The 16,909-nt window shown below is 50.1% G+C and carries 18 protein-coding genes; 6 read left to right on the top strand and 12 right to left on the bottom strand.

Translation table 11 applies throughout. From position 1 onward, the window contains the following. Positions 1-46: 46 nt before the first annotated feature. Entirely contained in the window at positions 47-400 is a 354-nt protein-coding gene (locus BLQ82_RS08190) for a VOC family protein (RefSeq protein ID WP_025704471.1), read from the bottom strand. Between the two features lie 213 nt (positions 401-613). Between BLQ82_RS08190 and BLQ82_RS08185 the strand changes: the two genes are divergently transcribed. Beyond that, a complete protein-coding gene (locus tag BLQ82_RS08185; protein WP_062528575.1) occupies positions 614-1,897 on the top strand; it encodes a TrkH family potassium uptake protein in 1,284 nt (427 codons plus the stop codon). A gap of 101 nt (positions 1,898-1,998) precedes the next feature. Here the strand turns inward: BLQ82_RS08185 and BLQ82_RS08180 are convergent, their stop codons facing one another. After that, positions 1,999-2,286, bottom strand: coding sequence for a hypothetical protein (locus tag BLQ82_RS08180; RefSeq protein ID WP_062528368.1), 288 nt, complete (start codon positions 2,284-2,286; stop codon positions 1,999-2,001). A 156-nt stretch (positions 2,287-2,442) separates the two neighbouring features. Between BLQ82_RS08180 and BLQ82_RS08175 the strand changes: the two genes are divergently transcribed. From BLQ82_RS08175 to BLQ82_RS31875, 3 genes are all read left to right on the top strand, one after another. Further along, entirely contained in the window at positions 2,443-3,675 is a 1,233-nt protein-coding gene (locus BLQ82_RS08175) for an aminopeptidase (protein WP_062528369.1), read from the top strand. Positions 3,676-3,711: 36 nt separating this feature from the next. Then, complete coding sequence (locus BLQ82_RS08170) at positions 3,712-4,941, top strand: aminopeptidase (protein WP_062528370.1); 1,230 nt, start codon at positions 3,712-3,714, stop codon at positions 4,939-4,941. 228 nt (positions 4,942-5,169) lie between these two features. Continuing rightward, positions 5,170-5,343 carry a hypothetical protein gene (locus BLQ82_RS31875; RefSeq protein ID WP_157243868.1) on the top strand — a complete coding sequence of 58 codons (174 nt, stop codon included), beginning with the start codon at positions 5,170-5,172 and terminating at the stop codon, positions 5,341-5,343. A 122-nt stretch (positions 5,344-5,465) separates the two neighbouring features. On the opposite strand, the gene BLQ82_RS08165 is transcribed toward BLQ82_RS31875, so the two are convergent. The 3 genes from BLQ82_RS08165 to BLQ82_RS08155 are packed head-to-tail and all read right to left on the bottom strand — an operon-like array spanning position 5,466 to position 7,499. After that, the gene (locus BLQ82_RS08165) at positions 5,466-6,155 is read right to left on the bottom strand and encodes an AlkZ-related protein (protein WP_062528371.1); all 690 of its coding nucleotides are present in this window, start codon (positions 6,153-6,155) and stop codon (positions 5,466-5,468) included. Between the two features lie 35 nt (positions 6,156-6,190). Next, positions 6,191-6,778 (bottom strand): TetR/AcrR family transcriptional regulator, encoded by a 588-nt coding sequence (locus BLQ82_RS08160; protein ID WP_062528372.1) that lies wholly within the window; start codon positions 6,776-6,778, stop codon positions 6,191-6,193. Between the two features lies 1 nt (position 6,779). Beyond that, complete coding sequence (locus BLQ82_RS08155; protein ID WP_062528373.1) at positions 6,780-7,499, bottom strand: MBL fold metallo-hydrolase; 720 nt, start codon at positions 7,497-7,499, stop codon at positions 6,780-6,782. A gap of 232 nt (positions 7,500-7,731) precedes the next feature. On the opposite strand from BLQ82_RS08155, the gene BLQ82_RS08150 reads away from it, so the two are divergent. Beyond that, positions 7,732-8,745: an alpha/beta fold hydrolase gene (locus tag BLQ82_RS08150; RefSeq protein ID WP_062528374.1), complete on the top strand. Its 1,014-nt coding sequence runs from the start codon at positions 7,732-7,734 to the stop codon at positions 8,743-8,745. An 84-nt stretch (positions 8,746-8,829) separates the two neighbouring features. Here BLQ82_RS08150 and BLQ82_RS08145 read toward each other — a convergent pair whose 3' ends face one another. The 5 genes from BLQ82_RS08145 to BLQ82_RS08125 form a co-directional block, all read right to left on the bottom strand. Next, entirely contained in the window at positions 8,830-9,627 is a 798-nt protein-coding gene (locus BLQ82_RS08145; protein WP_062528375.1) for a hypothetical protein, read from the bottom strand. Positions 9,628-9,784: 157 nt separating this feature from the next. Continuing rightward, on the bottom strand, positions 9,785-10,561 hold the full coding sequence (pstB, locus tag BLQ82_RS08140; RefSeq protein WP_020432278.1) for a phosphate ABC transporter ATP-binding protein PstB: 777 nt from the start codon (positions 10,559-10,561) through the stop codon (positions 9,785-9,787). 37 nt (positions 10,562-10,598) lie between these two features. Next, complete coding sequence (gene pstA / locus BLQ82_RS08135) at positions 10,599-11,495, bottom strand: phosphate ABC transporter permease PstA (protein ID WP_062528376.1); 897 nt, start codon at positions 11,493-11,495, stop codon at positions 10,599-10,601. Continuing rightward, entirely contained in the window at positions 11,492-12,394 is a 903-nt protein-coding gene (pstC, locus tag BLQ82_RS08130) for a phosphate ABC transporter permease subunit PstC (RefSeq protein WP_062528377.1), read from the bottom strand. The genes pstA and pstC overlap by 4 nt, the downstream gene beginning before the upstream one ends. 98 nt (positions 12,395-12,492) lie before the next feature. Further along, the gene (locus tag BLQ82_RS08125) at positions 12,493-13,455 is read right to left on the bottom strand and encodes a phosphate ABC transporter substrate-binding protein (RefSeq protein ID WP_062528378.1); all 963 of its coding nucleotides are present in this window, start codon (positions 13,453-13,455) and stop codon (positions 12,493-12,495) included. Between the two features lie 317 nt (positions 13,456-13,772). Between BLQ82_RS08125 and BLQ82_RS08120 the strand changes: the two genes are divergently transcribed. Continuing rightward, positions 13,773-14,675, top strand: a complete 903-nt coding sequence (locus BLQ82_RS08120) for a LysR family transcriptional regulator (RefSeq protein ID WP_062528379.1) — start codon at positions 13,773-13,775, stop codon at positions 14,673-14,675. Positions 14,676-15,024: 349 nt separating this feature from the next. Here BLQ82_RS08120 and BLQ82_RS08115 read toward each other — a convergent pair whose 3' ends face one another. Both BLQ82_RS08115 and BLQ82_RS08110 read right to left on the bottom strand, forming a co-directional pair. After that, a complete protein-coding gene (locus tag BLQ82_RS08115; RefSeq protein WP_082722844.1) occupies positions 15,025-15,879 on the bottom strand; it encodes a class I SAM-dependent methyltransferase in 855 nt (284 codons plus the stop codon). A 32-nt stretch (positions 15,880-15,911) separates the two neighbouring features. After that, the gene (locus BLQ82_RS08110; protein ID WP_143013376.1) at positions 15,912-16,826 is read right to left on the bottom strand and encodes a DMT family transporter; all 915 of its coding nucleotides are present in this window, start codon (positions 16,824-16,826) and stop codon (positions 15,912-15,914) included. Positions 16,827-16,909: the final 83 nt, after the last annotated feature.

Genomic DNA, 16,909 nt, shown 5'->3' with positions numbered 1-16,909 from the left:
TAATTATATTTCATTATTAATGATATTAATTAATTTTCCGCATCTTCTAACATCGGCAGATCATCAGTACATTCCCGTCCGGGTCCTTGAAATTGAACCAGTGGTCATGCTCAATGTCGGTCAGCAGCTCCGCTCCGGATTCTTTGACAAAATCATAGGCGGCATCAATATCCTCAGTGTTCAGATGGAAAGAAGGAACCTTCAGTACAGCCGCCGCTGTGAAAATTCTGCTGTCCAGCACAATGCCGGGTCCTTGCATCGGAATCACGTACAGATGTCCGAACAGCACCTCTCCGTCAAGGGGAAGCCCCAGCAAACTGCAATACCAGTTTTTCGACCTTTCAATATCACTAACCGGAATAAAAACAGCGCCAATCTGATTCAGAATCGGACTTGTCACAGCCAGTATGCCTCCTCTATATATCTTGTAAATAATCGAGCCTCTTTACCATTTCGATAAAATATGTCAATTCCCTTCCTATTTAGTGGACAGAACTAAAGATATGGTATAATCTTGTCAGATTATCTTCAGACGTCAGGAGAATGAGAATTGGCTATTGTACCCTTCGCGCATCCAAAACTGACACCGCCCAAAATACTGTCTCTGGGATTCATGGTGCTGATCGCAGCCGGAACGGTTCTTCTATGCCTGCCTGCGGCTTCCACCGGAGAGAGAATCTCTTTTATTGATGCTTTATTCATGGCGACTTCAGCCACCTGTGTGACTGGGCTTGCTGTCATAGATACCGGAACACAGCTTACTTTATTCGGACAGATCGTGCTGCTGGTATTGTTTCAATTTGGCGGACTGGGTTTCGTTACAATGGCTACTTTGATTACACTTGTGCTTAATAAGCGGATCTCCCTCAAAGAACGGCTGCTGCTGCAGGAATCCATGAACCAGAATTCGATGCAGGGTATTGTCCGGCTGATACAGCGGGTGCTTATTTATTCGCTTGTCATCCAGCTCAGCGGAGCCATCCTCCTTGCCGCCAGATTCACACTCGATATGAATTTCGGCAAAGCTGTGTATTACGGGTTATTTCATAGCATTTCGATCTTTAACAATGCGGGTTTCGACCTTTTTGGGGATATACACGGTCCATTCAGCGGCCTCACACGTTATGCCGAAGATCCGATTGTGAATATTACTTCCATGGTGCTGATTTTCCTTGGCGGAATCGGGTTTATTGTATTGTCGGATCTGATTGACTATCCCAAACGCAAACGCTTGACCCTGCATTCCCAGGTCGTGCTTTCAACTTCTGCCGTTTTGATTCTGGGCGGGGCTGCGGTTTTTTTCTGGCTTGAACTGAATTCTACCTTGAAGCCGCTGCATGCCGGAGGCAAAGTCATGGCGTCTTTCCTGCAAGCGATCACCCCGCGCTCCGGCGGTGTTACAACCATTGAAATCCCGCTTTTGCGCGAATCAACCCAGTTCCTCATGATTCTGCTTATGTTCATCGGTGCAGCTCCCGGTTCAACCGGAGGGGGAATCAAAATCACCACCTTCGCCATCCTGGCCGTTACCGCATACACCAAAATCCGGGGCAAGGAGGACATCGTCATGTTCCGCCAGCGGATTTCCAAAGAAAATGTGTACCGGGCCATAACCATGACCCTGCTCTCGCTGATGCTTGTGGTGTCCGCAACGATGCTGCTCTCGGTCACCGAAAGCGCCGATTTTCTCACCGTGCTCTTCGAAGCAGTCTCTGCCTTCGGTACCTCAGGCATCACAATGGGTCTGACACCTAATCTAACCACAATAGGCAAGGTACTTGTGATTATCCTGATGTTCGTCGGCCGTACCGGGCCGCTGACCTTGGCCTACGCGCTCAAGCCGAAGAACAGCAAAGAGCTCTACCGCTATCCTGAAGGCAACATTACTATAGGCTGACACAAGCGCAAGACGGCTTCAACCTCCTCCTGAACAAATATTCACAACAAAAATGCGACCCTTTTCCGGCATCCCTGCCAAAAGCGGTCGCATTTATCTTTCTACTCTTCCTCAGCCTCTTCCGTAAGCTCCTGGGTATCCAGTGCAGCATCCAGCAGGAGATTGTAGACATCGTCATCATTTTCCAGCAGCGAATCGGTTTCCAGGAACTGCTCCTCACTCCCCGGCTCGCCGGCAAAGCTCAGGCTGTAATCCCATTCCGTACCGCGTTTGCTGAAAAATGTGATCTCATAGGGGGAATTATGATTCTCTAGGGTAAAAACCGTTCTCCCGATAAAGCTTCTATCCTCTTCGCGTTTCATTTCTGCTTTTATAATTTCTACGTTCATGTTCTGTCCTTCCCTTCATCATATCCTGGCTATTCCTTAGTATATCATGAGATATGAGCAATTCCCTACCTATAGGTAAGCCAATTGACTTTTTTCATCCGGCGGTTAATAATTTAATACTAAAGACTAAATCAATCGAAAATGGAGGAATTCCCCATGCCCCAACTGGAAGCCCAGCTTAGTAAGTATGCGGACTTGGCGGTTCAGATCGGTGTTAATGTTCAACCCGGACAAACCCTGATCGTGAGCGCGCCTATTTCGGCTGCAGAATTTGTGCGGCTCATTACGGCCAAGGCCTATGCCATCGGCGCAAGCCAGGTCAAGGTCAACTGGAGCGACGAATTCATTACCCGCCAGCAATTTGAGCATGCCGCGCCGGAAGTGTTCACGAAGCCGCCTACTTGGTTTGCGGGTGAAATAACCGAGTTCGCCGAGAATGGCGCAGCATTCCTTCATGTTATCGCCGAGGACCCGGATGCGCTCAAAGGCATCGATCCCGAACGGATCGCGAACTACCAGAAAACCCGCGGAGAGGCTTTGACCAAATTCCGTGAATTGGAAATGTCCGATAAAGTCAGCTGGAGCATTGTTGCCATCCCGTCGCAGGCTTGGGCAGATAAGGTATTCCCTGAGGTTCCGGCAGATGAACGCGTAGACAAGCTTTGGGAAGCGATTTTCCATACCGTACGTTTGGACCGTGAAGATCCTGTAGCCGCCTGGCAGGAGCATTTGGATATCCTTGAACAAAAGGCCAATGTCCTGAACGCCAAGAAATATAAAAGCCTCCATTACATAGCACCCGGCACAGATCTTAGCATCGAGCTGCCTGAAGGCCACTTGTGGGCGCAGGGGGACAGCATCAATGCCAAAGGCCATTCTTTTGTCGCCAATATGCCAACTGAAGAAGTGTTCACAGCCCCACTCAAAACAGGTGTCAACGGAACAGTCAGAGCCACGAAGCCGCTCAGCTACGGCGGGAACATTATTGACGGCTTCTCTATTACTTTTGAACAAGGCCGGATCGTCAGTGTAGCAGCCGAACAAGGCCAGGAAGCGCTGGAATATCTCATCGGACTGGATGAAGGTGCAAAATATCTCGGTGAAGTGGCGCTTGTCCCGCATAAATCTCCAATTTCGGAATCCAATATTCTGTATTTCAATACTTTGTTCGATGAGAATGCCTCCAACCACCTGGCTATTGGCACAGCTTACGCCTTCTGTCTTGAGGGTGGCAAAGATATGAATCAGGAAGAACTGATGGCCCGCGGCCTGAATACAAGTGTTACCCATGTCGATTTTATGATCGGCTCTGCGGAGATGGATATTTACGGAATCACTGCTGACGGAACCAGAGAACCTGTATTTCTGAAGGGTAACTGGGCGTTCTAAGACAGATTGAACAGAGATATTAAGAGGAGTGGTACTATGCTGAGTTTTAAGCAAAAGCTGGAGAATTACGCCCTGCTGACGGTCAAAATCGGAATTAATATTCAGCCGGGACAGACACTTGTGGTCAACGCTGATATAGCATCGGCAGAACTGGTGCGTCTGGTTGTGCGCAAAGCCTATGAAGCCGGTGCAAAGCTGGTTAAGGTGAATTATACGGATGAACTTGTCACCCGCACACGTTACGAGCTGGCGCCGTCCGAAAGCTTCCTCGAACCGCCAAAATGGCAAGCCGACGAGCTGGAGGACCTGGCAAAAAACGGAGCAGCCTTCCTGTCGATCATTTCGACAAATCCGGATCTGCTGAACGGGATCGATCCGGTGCGCATTGCCGATAATCAGCGTACTGCCGGTCAAGCAATGATGCCCTACCGGGAACTGCTGATGGGCAACCATGTCAGTTGGAGCCTGGTAGCATACCCCTCACCTGTATGGGCGGCCAAGGTATTCCCTGACGCTCCGCCAGAGCAGCAGGTAGAACTGCTCTGGGATGCCATCTTCAAGGCTGTCAGAGCAGACCAGGAGAATCCGGTTGAGGCCTGGAGCCATCACCTGGGCGGCCTGAAGCAGCGCTGTGATGTTCTGAATGCGAAAAAATACCGCAAGCTCCACTATACCGCGCCAGGCACTGATCTCATGCTTGAGCTGCCGGAAGGGCATATTTGGTGCCAAGCGGGGGCTGTGAACGGACGCGGAGTTCCTTTTCTGGCAAATATCCCTACAGAAGAGGTATTTACGGCACCGCTTAAGACAGGAGCAAACGGTACAGTCAGCAGCACGAAACCGCTAAGCTATAGCGGCAACATCATCGACCGTTTCACCCTTACCCTGGAGAATGGGAAAGTTACAGATTTCACTGCAGAAGTAGGCCAGGATGCGTTAGCATCTCTGCTGGCGATGGACGAAGGCTCGGCTTATTTCGGGGAAGTCGCCCTCGTTCCCTACCACTCTCCTATCTCGGAAAGCGGCATTCTGTACTTTACTACGCTTTACGATGAGAATGCTTCCTGTCACCTGGCTCTGGGAGCAGCTTACGCTTTCACTCTGGAACAAGGTACGGCAATGACCAAAGAACAGCTTGCCGGGCACGGGATGAACCAGAGCCTGACCCATGTGGATTTCATGATGGGTTCTGCGGATATGAATATCGACGGCATAACGGATGAAGGCCTAGCCGAACCTATCTTCCGCAACGGAAATTGGGCTTAACCCTGCCATTTTGATAGCTTGACAAATTGCATTAACACACAATACACCCTGTAGATTCTCTTGAAAAAGAGCATCTCAGGGTGTTTTTTTAGCTATACAGCTATAATTCAGCAAATAAATAGTCCGAATTTGAAGTTTTGTTCAAAAATCATTCACAATATTGTTGAATTTTATTCACAATTATGTCACAATACAGTTAAGGATTCTATTTTCAAGGAGGGCATTCCGATGAAAGAATCATTCTCCCACGACCTGGACACGGTCAAACCGGACCGGACAGAAGCTGAGGCCCCTACCGACTCAAGCATCGCTGCTTCCAATGCCATCAAGTATACGGCCTATGTCATGCTGCTGTTCGGATTCCTGTATTTTCTGATTGCTTACCTGGCCCCCATGCTGTAAGAGGCTCATTCCATTATATACGCTTTATAGAAAGCGCTTACGGCTGACGCCTGCCCTTACGGGAACGGGTCAGCCGTTTATTTGTTCAACTATCTTATCGGGTATGGTGAACCCGGTTCAACCTACCAGGACAACACTTTGCCCAGCCAGCTTATAGACGCAGGATTCCAGTTCCCTTCCATCCGGTTGCGCAGCCACGCTACAGCCTCATCCCTCGTTCCTTTATATTCTGGTATATGATTCTCTGCCATCCAGTGGCCGGCGGTTTCAAACGAGGTGCTGTTCCAGCCGTTCTTCTCTCCTTCGGCATTATGGCGCTCCTTCACTCCTGAAATCACAATATCCAGAGTACCCTGCAGTTCCGTAACTGCATTGTCAAAAGCAGTTTTCTTCTCCTTCGCCTTCATATCAGCCAGCATACGGAGCTCACGTGTCTCAATGCCTTGATTGTCACGGATAATCTGAAGCAGGGTTAGCGCTTCTCTGCTGCACAATCCACTATCAAAGCGTTCCTCCAAGGATTGTGAGCTGCCCGCAGCCGCCGTATAAGCCGGGAACCATTCTCTGGCGACCAGGACCGCTTTTTTGCGGATAAATTTCCCGTATGCAGCATGACCTTCACCGGGAAACCGGGCACGCCAGGCCCAAGGGTCAAGCTCTGTATCGGTATGCCAGTTCTCGGCTTTGGTTAATCCGTTTACGGACGGATGACCGGGTATCAGTGCAGCCAGCGGAACAATCCCTAGTTTGCCGATAACCTCTTTCATTTCTTCATAAGTCGTTACCATCCCTTGCTCTTCCATGCTGCTCATCAACTTTCCCTCCTGCGGTTCATATTCTTGATCCTTTACTGCCCAGTTCCAGTGCTTGAACTCATGCTGCGGATGCCGGCGATGAATGTGCTGATCAGCCAGTTCAAGCTGATATTCGTATCCAAAGGCATCCCGAACGCCCCCTTGTTCTCCAAGGCAGCAAATCCGTGCAGTAAGCTGCGCAGCCCCCGGACCGCATGCAATTCACCTTCTGCATCCAGCTCGTAACAGGACAGCAGCCCAATAATTAAGGTCAGTACCTGTTCGCTTGCCCTCTCCAGCTCTGAATTGCCTTCCTCCGGTGCCCGCAGCGTAGTTTCGTACAGACCCGGATGTTTCCTGGCAAAGTCCACGTAGGCCTGTCCCATGGCATATACAGCTGCATCCCCCTTCAGTCCTCCCGAAGCGGCGGCTATTGCTGCATTCAGCAGCTCAAGGCCGTGAACAGCAAGCAGCGAGCGCAGCCCCTGAAGACCGTTAATGTGATTATATAACGACGGTGATCGTACGCCTAGCCTGGCTGCGAGCGCAGCCAGGGTTACTTCCTCAATGCCCTGCTCATCGGCAATCTCTGCAGCTGCCAGCACTAATGTGTGTGTGTCTAATCCTGCCCGTGGCGACATTTCATTTCCCCGCTTTCCGCTGAAGCTGTTCAGCTTGTTGTATCGCATATTTCATGTGTTCAAGTGGTGCATACAGCAGATTGCCATGTCCCACAGCAAGCACCTTCGGTGACAGCTTGTGAAGCTTAATTGCACTTTCCAAGGCACTGGCCTTATTCCAGGTAGCCATAGCAGGAAAAGGAAATAACGGCACTACAGTCCCCGCGACTGCTGTTCTCCGGAAGGTCTGCAAAGCATCCCCGGCAACGAGCGCTCCTGTACGCTCATCCAGAAAAGACATCGAACCCGGTGTATGTCCGGGCGAAGCGACCGCTGTTAACGAACCTACCGCATCGCCCTCCTGCAGCAGGATATCTGGTACAGTGGTGATTTTGGTTGGCACACTGCCTTTAATGGGTGTCTGCGGCTCGCCCTCCCTCAGGGAACGATCCCCTCTTAGCAATGCCGCATCCCGCTCTGAAATGTATACCCGGGCTGCCGGAAGCCGCTGCTTGAGTTCATCCAGTGCTCCGACATGATCACCATGGGCATGTGTCAGTATAATGCGGTTAATGGGCTTATTCAGCTTGGCTGCTGTAGCCAGAATTCCTTGCACACTGAATGACATGGCAGCATCGATCAACGTCAGTCCATCATTTTCTTCAACCAGGTAACAGTTTACGGGAAATAATCTTGGCAACCAGGTAAGCTGCAGCAGATGGCCCTCTTGTATTACTCTCATAGAGATCCCTCCAAAACTAATATCGTTAGTTATAATATAAACTAATATAGTTAGTTTTTCAAGTGTTCACTATTCACTATTTAAAATTTTTAAGTATTGATCTTAACGTCTGGCGATTACCATCCATATATTGGTTTCGCTGTTATTTTAAGTCCTACTATTTCAAACCATAACATGTTATCATACATTTTATATAATACAGTTGTATTAAATAAAGGAGACATGCTGCATCATGAACCAAGCCAAATCTGAGAAAAAATCATCAAAACGCTTATGGAAAAAACTGCTGCTATTTGTTTTGTCTGCAATAATCCTCCTTATTGGATCAGGATTTCTGTACGAAGCTATAGCCTCAAATGCAGCCAAAAAGCAATATCCCCCGCCAGGAAAACTGGTAGATGCAGGAGGCTTCAAACTGCATATCCATAAGCAAGGTACCGGAAGTCCCACCATCATTCTCGAATCAGGGAGCGGTGAGACCAGCTTATCATGGAGAGATATCCCTGAACGGCTGGCCGAATCCGCGACTGTGGTCAGTTATGACCGGGCCGGTTATGCCTGGAGCGAGTCTTCCCCTAACGAACGCACCGGCGCTAATATCGTCCGGGAGCTGCATAACGCACTTATGAATGAAGGATTGCCCGGCCCTTATCTGGTTGTAGGCCACTCCCTGGGCGGAATGTACGCCCGCCTCTTCACTCAGACTTACAGGGATGACGTTATGGGTCTAGTACTGGTAGATGCCAGACCGGAGAATGACGAACGGGAGACAGCAGCCATTCTGAAAGCAGAGAAATTCGCAGGGAATCCATCAGCCGCCATCCTCACCCTTCTGAAGCGCTCTGGAGTTATGCGGTTGTTCCAGGACAGCCTGCTGGAAGGTATGGTAGCGAAGGAAGACCGGGGCAAATTCATTAACGTCATTTCTACACCAAGCTATTTTGCCGCCAAGGAGCAAGAAGGAGACTTGGCAAGCTCCACCGAGGATGCAATCCGCGGGCAAAATTTCGGCGCTCTTCCGGTACGCATCATTGCCCGGGGGCTACCTCAGGATTATGCATCATTCGGGTTCTCCGAAGCAGGCGGCAAGCAGCTTGAAGCCATCTGGCAAGCCGGGCAGCGCAGCATGCTGAAGCTCTCTACAGACAGCAAACTCACAATTGCCGAAAAAAGCGGCCATATGGTTATTCATGACCAGCCGGAGCTGGTGATCGAGACGATACGCAGCTTGTTGAAACAGAAATAATCAGCTTATTGCAGATTTTTCTCAATTGTATGCAGCGCAGGTGTGTAGCGCCGTTGGTAGTTAAACTCGGCATTATCCTTGGGCTTATAGCATTGGGCCAAAAAAATATTTTAACCTCTCCATTGAAATGCCGTCTTCCCCCCGCCAGTTGGCAACCGAGTTAAAATCACTATCCCCGCCCCGGCCTAGCCGGGGCTTTTCCTGCGGTGCCAGTATACCTGCATATCCCCAAATCTCCATGATGACATCCCGTTCATGCTGATTTGCCGGAAGCAGGTCCTTCCAGCGTTTCTCCAGCTTCCGTGCCGTATCGCCAGGGTCACACTCCCTAACCGCTTCTGCCATCCGTTTCAGAATGTCCAGGTCTTCTCTGCTGAAACTGAACTCCTCCTCTCTGCTCAGCAGTTCCAGATCCAGCCAGCAATACAATAGGTGGTTGAGGCGAATGCCGCCCCATTTAACCCGTTCAAAATTCAGCACATTCAGGTCTGCACCTACATAGCTTTTATCAGACATAACTCTACTGGCGTTGCAATCGCCGCAGCAGCTGTAACTGGCCCTCTCCAGCGGATGCTGCTCATAGGCGTGCAGCTCCATACCGGAAGTCAGCGCCCAGCTGGACAACGCACTCCGCAGATGGACCTTTCTCGTAGACAGACTATGTAGAAAAGCAGCGGCTACACGTTCTTTGGTGATGATTCCTTCATGGAACCTGCGGATCTGCCGCACACATTCGTCATGTGTGATGGTTATGGGATCAAACATCAGACCATGGCTTTTGGCATAGTCAAAATCTTCACCGGAATAAGCAGCGGGTACATTCTTCCAGCCTGCCGAAGACCAGAAGGTGGTCTGCAGAATTTTCTTCGCTTTTTTGTCCATTCTTCATTTCCTTTCTTTACCAGGTTCATCGCCAACTCAAAAGCCTGCATTGTATGATTATTATTCATATTTTGCGGGATTTCTTATTTCCTGCATAAAAAAACAGGTAAAGCTCCTTATTATCTGGGGCTTTACCCGTTTCTAATATAACATGTAATCAGCCGAAGCGGCCCATAATATATTCTTGGGTCATTTGATTCTCGGGATTGCTGAATACCTTTTCTGTTTTGTCATACTCCACAAGTGAACCCAGGTAGAAATAAGCCGTAAAGTCAGAGATCCGCGCAGCCTGCTGCATGTTGTGCGTCACAATAACAATCCGCAGTTCCTCCTTCAGTTCCTTGATCAGCTCTTCTACTTTGCCGGTAGATACCGGGTCGAGCGCGGAAGCGGGTTCGTCCAGCAGAAGAATCTGCGGATTAACCGACAATGCCCGGGCAATGCAGAGACGCTGCTGCTGCCCGCCGGACAAGGCGAGCGCTGAATCCTTCAGCCGGTCCTTAACTTCGTCCCACAGGGCGGCGCGGCGCAGACTGCTCTCCACGATTTCATCCAAAGCCGCTTTGCCTTTGATGCCGTGATATTTGGGACCAAACGCGATGTTGTCGTAAATCGACTTATAAAACGGATTGGGCTTCTGCCAGACCATGCCGATTTTTTGACGAAGCTTGATGACATCCGTGCCGGGAGCATTAATGTCCACACCGTCGATCCAGATGCTTCCCTTCGTTGTCGAACCGGAGATTTCATCGTTCATCCGGTTCAGCGAGCGGAGAAAGGTCGATTTGCCGCAGCCTGAAGGGCCGATCAGTGCTGTAACTGTATTCTGTGCAAAAGGAAGGCTGATCCCCTTAACTGCTTCATATGTGCCATAAAATATGCTCAAGTCCTCTGTCTGGAAGGATTCGCGCACCACCGGTTCCGCTATACCCATCTTGTACTCCTCCTAATAGTCCATCGTATACTTGCATTTAGCTCATTCTTTTGGAAGCTGTAAGCTTACGGTAAATTAAGCGGCCGAAGTAACGCGCCGCCAGATTGAAGATAAGCACCGTAATGACGAGCACAGCCGAAGCTCCGGCTGCAATCTGTGCGGCATCCGGGGCCAGGCCTTCACTGTTGATCTTCCAGATGTGCACAGCCAGCGTTTCGGCCGGACGGAAAGGATTCAGCGGTGAAGTCGGGCTGGACGGATTCCAGTTCGTGAAATCCAGACGCGGACTGCTCATGCCCGCCGTGAACATCAGCGCTGCCGCTTCACCAAAGACCCGGCCCGCCGACAGGATGGTTCCGGTGATAATGGTCGGCAGTGCGACCGGAAACAGCACATTGGTTACGATCTTCCACTTGGATAATCCAAGGGCAAAACCCGCTTCCTTCTGCTGCTTGGGCACGGTGCGGAAAGCCTGTTCTGTGATACGCACCATGAGCGGGAGATTGAAAAAGGTCAGCGCCAATGCGCCGGAGACCAGGGAGAAACCAAGGTCAAACGTGTTCACGATCAGCAAGAGGCCGAACAAGCCGACAACGATTGAAGGAAAAGAAGATAATACCTCCACGATCAGACGGATGAAGTTGGTCAGCTTGCCAGGGCGGGCATATTCCGCCATGAAGATTCCGGCACCAAGGCCGAGCGGTACGGTGATGATTAGTGTCAGCACCAGCAGGTAGATGGAGTTGAACAATTGTGGACCGACACCTCCGCCTGCGCGGATCTTTTGCGGTGCCGAGGTTAAGAAATCCCAGCTGATGTGGTTCAGGCCACGAACGAGAATGTATCCAAGCAGTCCGATCAGGATGGCTACTATGAGCAGTGCGAAAAATACGATAAGCGCTGTGGCAATTTTGTCTGCGGTTCTCGGCTTCAAATTTTATTTCTCCTTTCAAGCATTCTTACGAGGAGGACAAAAACAAATGTCATCAGCATAAGAACCAGCGCCATACTCCACAGCGCGTTATTTTGCGGTGAGCCCATCGTGGTGTTGCCCATGCTCAGTGTAATTACACTGGTCAGGGTCGAAGCAGATTCAAAGAGCGATTTCGGTACAAAAGGCGCATTCCCGATTACCATTTGCACAGCAAGGGCTTCACCGAACGCACGGGCCATCCCCAGCACCACCCCGGTCATAATCGCCGGGAATGTAGTCGGGAGAATCACACGGGCAATCGTCTGCCAGCGGGTGGCACCGAGCGCAAAAGAGGATTCTTTCAGGTTCTGCGGCAATGAAGCCAGCGCGTCTGCAGCCACGCTTGTAATCGTCGGCAGGATCATGACCGACAGGACAAGCGCGCCTGCAGCAACCCCGATGCCCTGACCAGGGAACGTATTACGCAGAAAAGGGACGATGACACTTAAGCCCACGAAGCCATAAACGACGGAAGGAATACCCGACAACAGCTCGATGACCGGCTGCAGCAGCTTTTTGCCCCAGCCCGGGACAATCTCGGTCATGAACAGTGCGGCACAGATGCTTAGCGGACTTGCAATCAATGCAGCAATCAGCGTAACCAGAAAGGAACCGGCGATGAATGGGAATGCTCCATAAGAAGGCGTGTCCCCTTCAGGCGACCACTTGGTGCCGAACAGGAATTCCGTAATTTTGACATCTCCGCTGGTGAAAGTGGAAATACCCTTGGAAGCTACAAAATACACCATTGAAACAATGATTACGATTAATAACAGCACACAAAAGGACATATAAGCCCGCCCTACAAAATCTTCCAGATGATGTTTTTCGATCTTCTTTTTCTTTGGTTCTACCCTCAAGATGCTCCCTCTTTCTAAAGTGAAAAGAGAGGCAGAAGAAATCCGCCTCTGTTCACATGAAGTTCAAGTATTTGATACCTTTAAATGTGTGTACTAGATTACTTCTTAGTAACTGTTCCAGCCACATCGCGGGAAACCTGCATTTGCGAAGCCGGGATGTATCCCAGTTCCACTACATCGCCTGTTTGCACTTCAGGGGTCATGATATAATCAAGGAATGCTTTTACAATTTCATTCGGTTCGCCGTTAGTGTACATATGCTCGTAAGCCCATACCGGATATTTGCCGGAGACCACGTTATCAACGGAAGGTTCAACGCCGTCATATTTCAGTGTTTTAACTGAATCATCCAAGTAAGACAGTGCCAGATAACCAATGGCTCCCGGAGTTTCGCCGATCATTTTTTTAACAGTACCGGAGGAATCCTCTTGGATCGAGCCTTGAAGATCTTCTGTCTTGGTTCCGAGTGCGAAGCCTTCAAAGGTAGCACGTGTACCGGAGCTGCTTGGACGGTTGATGATCTGAATTTTCTGGTCCTTACCGCCAACCTCTTTCCAGTTCGTTACTTTACCGGTGAAGATGTCAACAAGCTGTTGTTTGGTCAGGGAATCCACGCCTGCATCCGGATGAGAAACTGCTGCAATCGCTACAACCGCTACCTGGTGGTCAACGAGAGCTTTTGCTTTTTCGGCATCGGCATCCTTCAGCTTTTCTTCGGCAAACACATCGGAGTTACCGATATCCACCTGCTTCTCGGCAACCTGTGTCAGACCCGTACCGCTCCCTCCGCCTTGCACCTGGATATCAACATCTTTGTTGGTTTCCATGAATTTCTCAGCTACCTGCTCAACCAGCGGTTGAAGTGCTGTGGAGCCTGAAGCCAGTATAGATCCGCTCAAATCTGCGCCGCTGCTTGTTTCTGTTGGTGCGTTCGTGGCAGCTGCGTTAGTTCCTCCATTATTGGTTGCTGCATTGTTTCCACCGTTGTTGTTGCCGCATGCTGAAAGTGCTACTACACTTGTTAATGCCAAAGCCATGACCCACGTTTTTCTAAATTGCATTTTTTTGTCTCCTCCTGAGTGTTTTGTATAACATGTGCCGGAATGACAGCTGTACGCTATCCTTTGCCCGGCAATGCTATGTTTTGTGAGTGTCTGCCACCTGTTATCTGCTTCGTACAAAACTCACCTTTGGAAGCATCAGACTGTGTCCGTGTCACATCTGACATTTCTTATTCTAGAGCCCGTTCGTCAGGGAAAAGTCTTAAGTATGTAAAATGAAAGATAAAAAACATAATATAAATTGAATATCTCAATAGATATAATCTATAATATGAATTACAAAACTAATAAAACGCTATTATAAGCGGGGGTTCATCATGAATATTGTTAAACTTCAAATTGTAGTTCTGATTGAAAAATATAAAAAGGTCACTGATGTAGCCGCCGAAATGGGGTTGAAGCAGCCAACGGTATCTTTTCATATGAAAAGCCTGGAAAATGATCTGGGCACTCCACTCTTTCAATACCGGAGCGGGCGGGTGCTGCTGACCGATGCCGGACGGACGCTGTACCAATATGCAGCCAGAATTGTCGCGTTAACGGCTGACGCAGAACGCAGCATGAAGCAATATTCCACCCTCGCTGCTGGTCACCTGCAGGTGGAAGCAGGCTATATGCCTGGTACATATCTTTTGCCCAAAACAGTTTCGCAATTCATCCGCCAATACCCGGATCTCGATATTTCAGTGTCCGTGCAGCCCGAGACTGCAATTCGCGAGCGGCTGCGGAGCCGGGAAATCCAACTGGCAGTTCTGCACAGTACAGAGGGGCAGGACAGTTCTTTTGAGACGCGAAGCCTCGCCCGCAATGAAGCTGTGCTGGTGTTCGCGCCAGGGCATTCATTTGGGGAGATTAAGAATTTATCAGCGGAGCAGCTTGTGCTGGAGCCATGGATACAGCATGAGCCCGCCTCATTCCTGCGCGGTATCACTGATGAGTGGGCCCAACTGAATGGAGTCAGGGTGTGGGGGCATGCGGTGCTGAATTCGCCGGAGGCGATCAAAGGAATGATCCGCGAAGGCGGCGGCGTGGGACTCTTCTCAGAGGCGGGAATCAGGGCTGAAGCCGCTTCAGGAAGCTTGCGTTATATTCCCCTTCCGGGAGTGCAGCCGGATCATGGCGAATTCGTGCTGGCTTGGCGGAAGGATTATCCGTTGACCCCGTTGCAGAAGGCTTTCGTAGAGCTGGCAGCCGCTCCTGCCGAAGAAGAATACAAGTAAAAACGGCTTCACCGTCCTTCACCGGACAACGTAGCCGTTTTGGATTTCATTTTAGCGTTGCCTGGAGAACCCTTTACGAATCCTTCGACAATTCCAGGTGGAAAAAGGATAACTAATTTGCTCGTGTGCACCCCATTCGCCGCAGGTGAAGTGGAAAAAGGTTAACTAATTCAGCTCATTTCGCTCCTCACGAGGCAAAATGACCCAATTAAGTTTCCTTTTTCCACTTAAATCTCACAATTGTTGATTTTGAGGAGAAATAAGTTCCCTTTTTCCAACTATTTAAGATGAGCTTAAATAAAAGCTCTTATGGAGCAGCAGGGCTATACCGGTGACTTCGTGCAATCCGCTAGATGGTCTCCGCCACCAAAGCGAAGGTCTTGGGAATCCCTTTGTCATATATGTCGGAAGATAAATTTGGCTCTTCGGCCAATTCACGGATGACCAGGCCGCTTCTGGCTGCTGCGGTCACAATCTCTCCCAGCGTCCAGCGCCGCCAGTATACAACACTGTGCCTGCCGTCTCCCTCCGCTCCTCCCGAAGCAGGCAGATATTTGGAATAGGATACCTTCTTTTCTTCCAGCGCAGTGTCAAAATAATCCCCGCTCACCTTATGCTTGCGGACCTTTGCCGTAGACCCTTTCGAGGAAATCAGTTTCGTCGTCACCGGATGAAAATCCCGCAGGACGAACCGGCCTCCGGAAGTGAGCAGCTGGCATACCGTATCCATAAAAGGTGCCAGATCTGTAAAGTAATGCACAATCCCCATCTCAGCAAAAACGATATCATATGTATGGTTCAACAGTTCCTCCGGCAGCTTCAGCACGTCGGACACGGTATAGGCCAGCGGAACACCCGCTGCTTCCGCCAGTTCGCCGGCATAGCGGGCATTGGCTTCCGAGAAATCGGCTACACTCACCTCTGCCCCCAGCAGCCCGAGTGCCACGGCTTTCATGCCGTTTGAGCCCATGAGATTTAATATTTTTTTACCGCGGATTTCACCCAGATAGTTCAGCAAAGGATAAAGTTTAGCGGCAGGATCTTTCATAAGCTTAGCCGCCGCCTCCGCAGGACTGCCAAAGCGGGTAGTCCAGGCCGCATAGGTATCCTCGTTCCACAGCTCTTCACTGGATGGGACAGCTGTGTGTTTTTCTGCCTGGTCAGTTGGATTTGAAGCCTTTGAAGATTGTTCATGTTCATTCATTCGATAGAACCCCTTTTCTTATATCATGTCTCTCAAGATGCGCTCTGAAGGGATTCATTAACCTTCACCGCTTTTTTACGTCCAGACAACAAGTATACGGCAAGTCCAACCATCACTAACACCCCACCGGTCCATTGCAGTCCGGTCAGCTGCTCACCCAGCAGCAAAAAGGCCAGAACGCTAGCCCCCACAGGCTCCCCCAGAATGTTCATCGAAACGGTAGTGGCCGAAGTAAACTGCAGCAGCCAGTTGAACAGGATATGGCCGAATACAGTCGGCACTACTGCTAACAGCACAAAGATGCCCCACTCCCGCGGAGGATAGTTCAAGAAAGAGATGCCGGCCAGCATATTATAAACAGCAAAAATCACGGCCGCGGAGATAAATACGATCAGGCTGTAGAGATATGATGGCATACGTGCCACAAGCCTCTGTCCGATCAGCAAATGGCCGGCAACCGCGACGGTTCCGCCAACGGACAGCAAGTCACCCTTCAGATTATCCGGAGAGAGGCCGATGTCCCCCCAACCGATAAAAACAACGCCAAAGATGGAGATGGCTAAACCTAGTATAGCTGCTCCGGTACTTCTATCCTTATACAGTATGTAGGCTCCAAGCATAATAAATACCGGTTCGAGCGCCATAATCATCGTCGAGCTGGCGACAGAGGTATATTTCAGCGAGCCCATCCACAGCAGAAAATGCAGGGCCAGCAGCATGCCTGAGGCACCAAGCAGCAGCCAGTCTTTACGGCGCAGGGCACAGGCAGCTCCGCTGTATGGCCGGGCAAAAGGCAGCATCAGCAGCGAGGTGAAGAGCAGCCGGTACATTCCCTGAACGGAAGCCGGAGCCGCCGACCATTTAATAAAGATCGCAGAAAACGAGACAGCCACAATTCCAATCAGCATCAGCAGCGGTACAGGAACGGGCGGTTTTTGAGTATTCACATCTAGCTTCCTTTCGGACTGGATAAAATCACACAGCAACAGCATGAACCCCGCTTGTCCGGCGAAGATCCATGCTGCTTGTA

Origin of the sequence: Paenibacillus jilunlii (assembly GCF_900102965.1) — a bacterium.
Lineage (GTDB): Bacteria > Bacillota > Bacilli > Paenibacillales > Paenibacillaceae > Paenibacillus_AQ > Paenibacillus_AQ jilunlii.
Note: the sequence above shows the minus strand (reverse complement) of the source record. Positions and strands in the feature narration are given on the sequence as shown.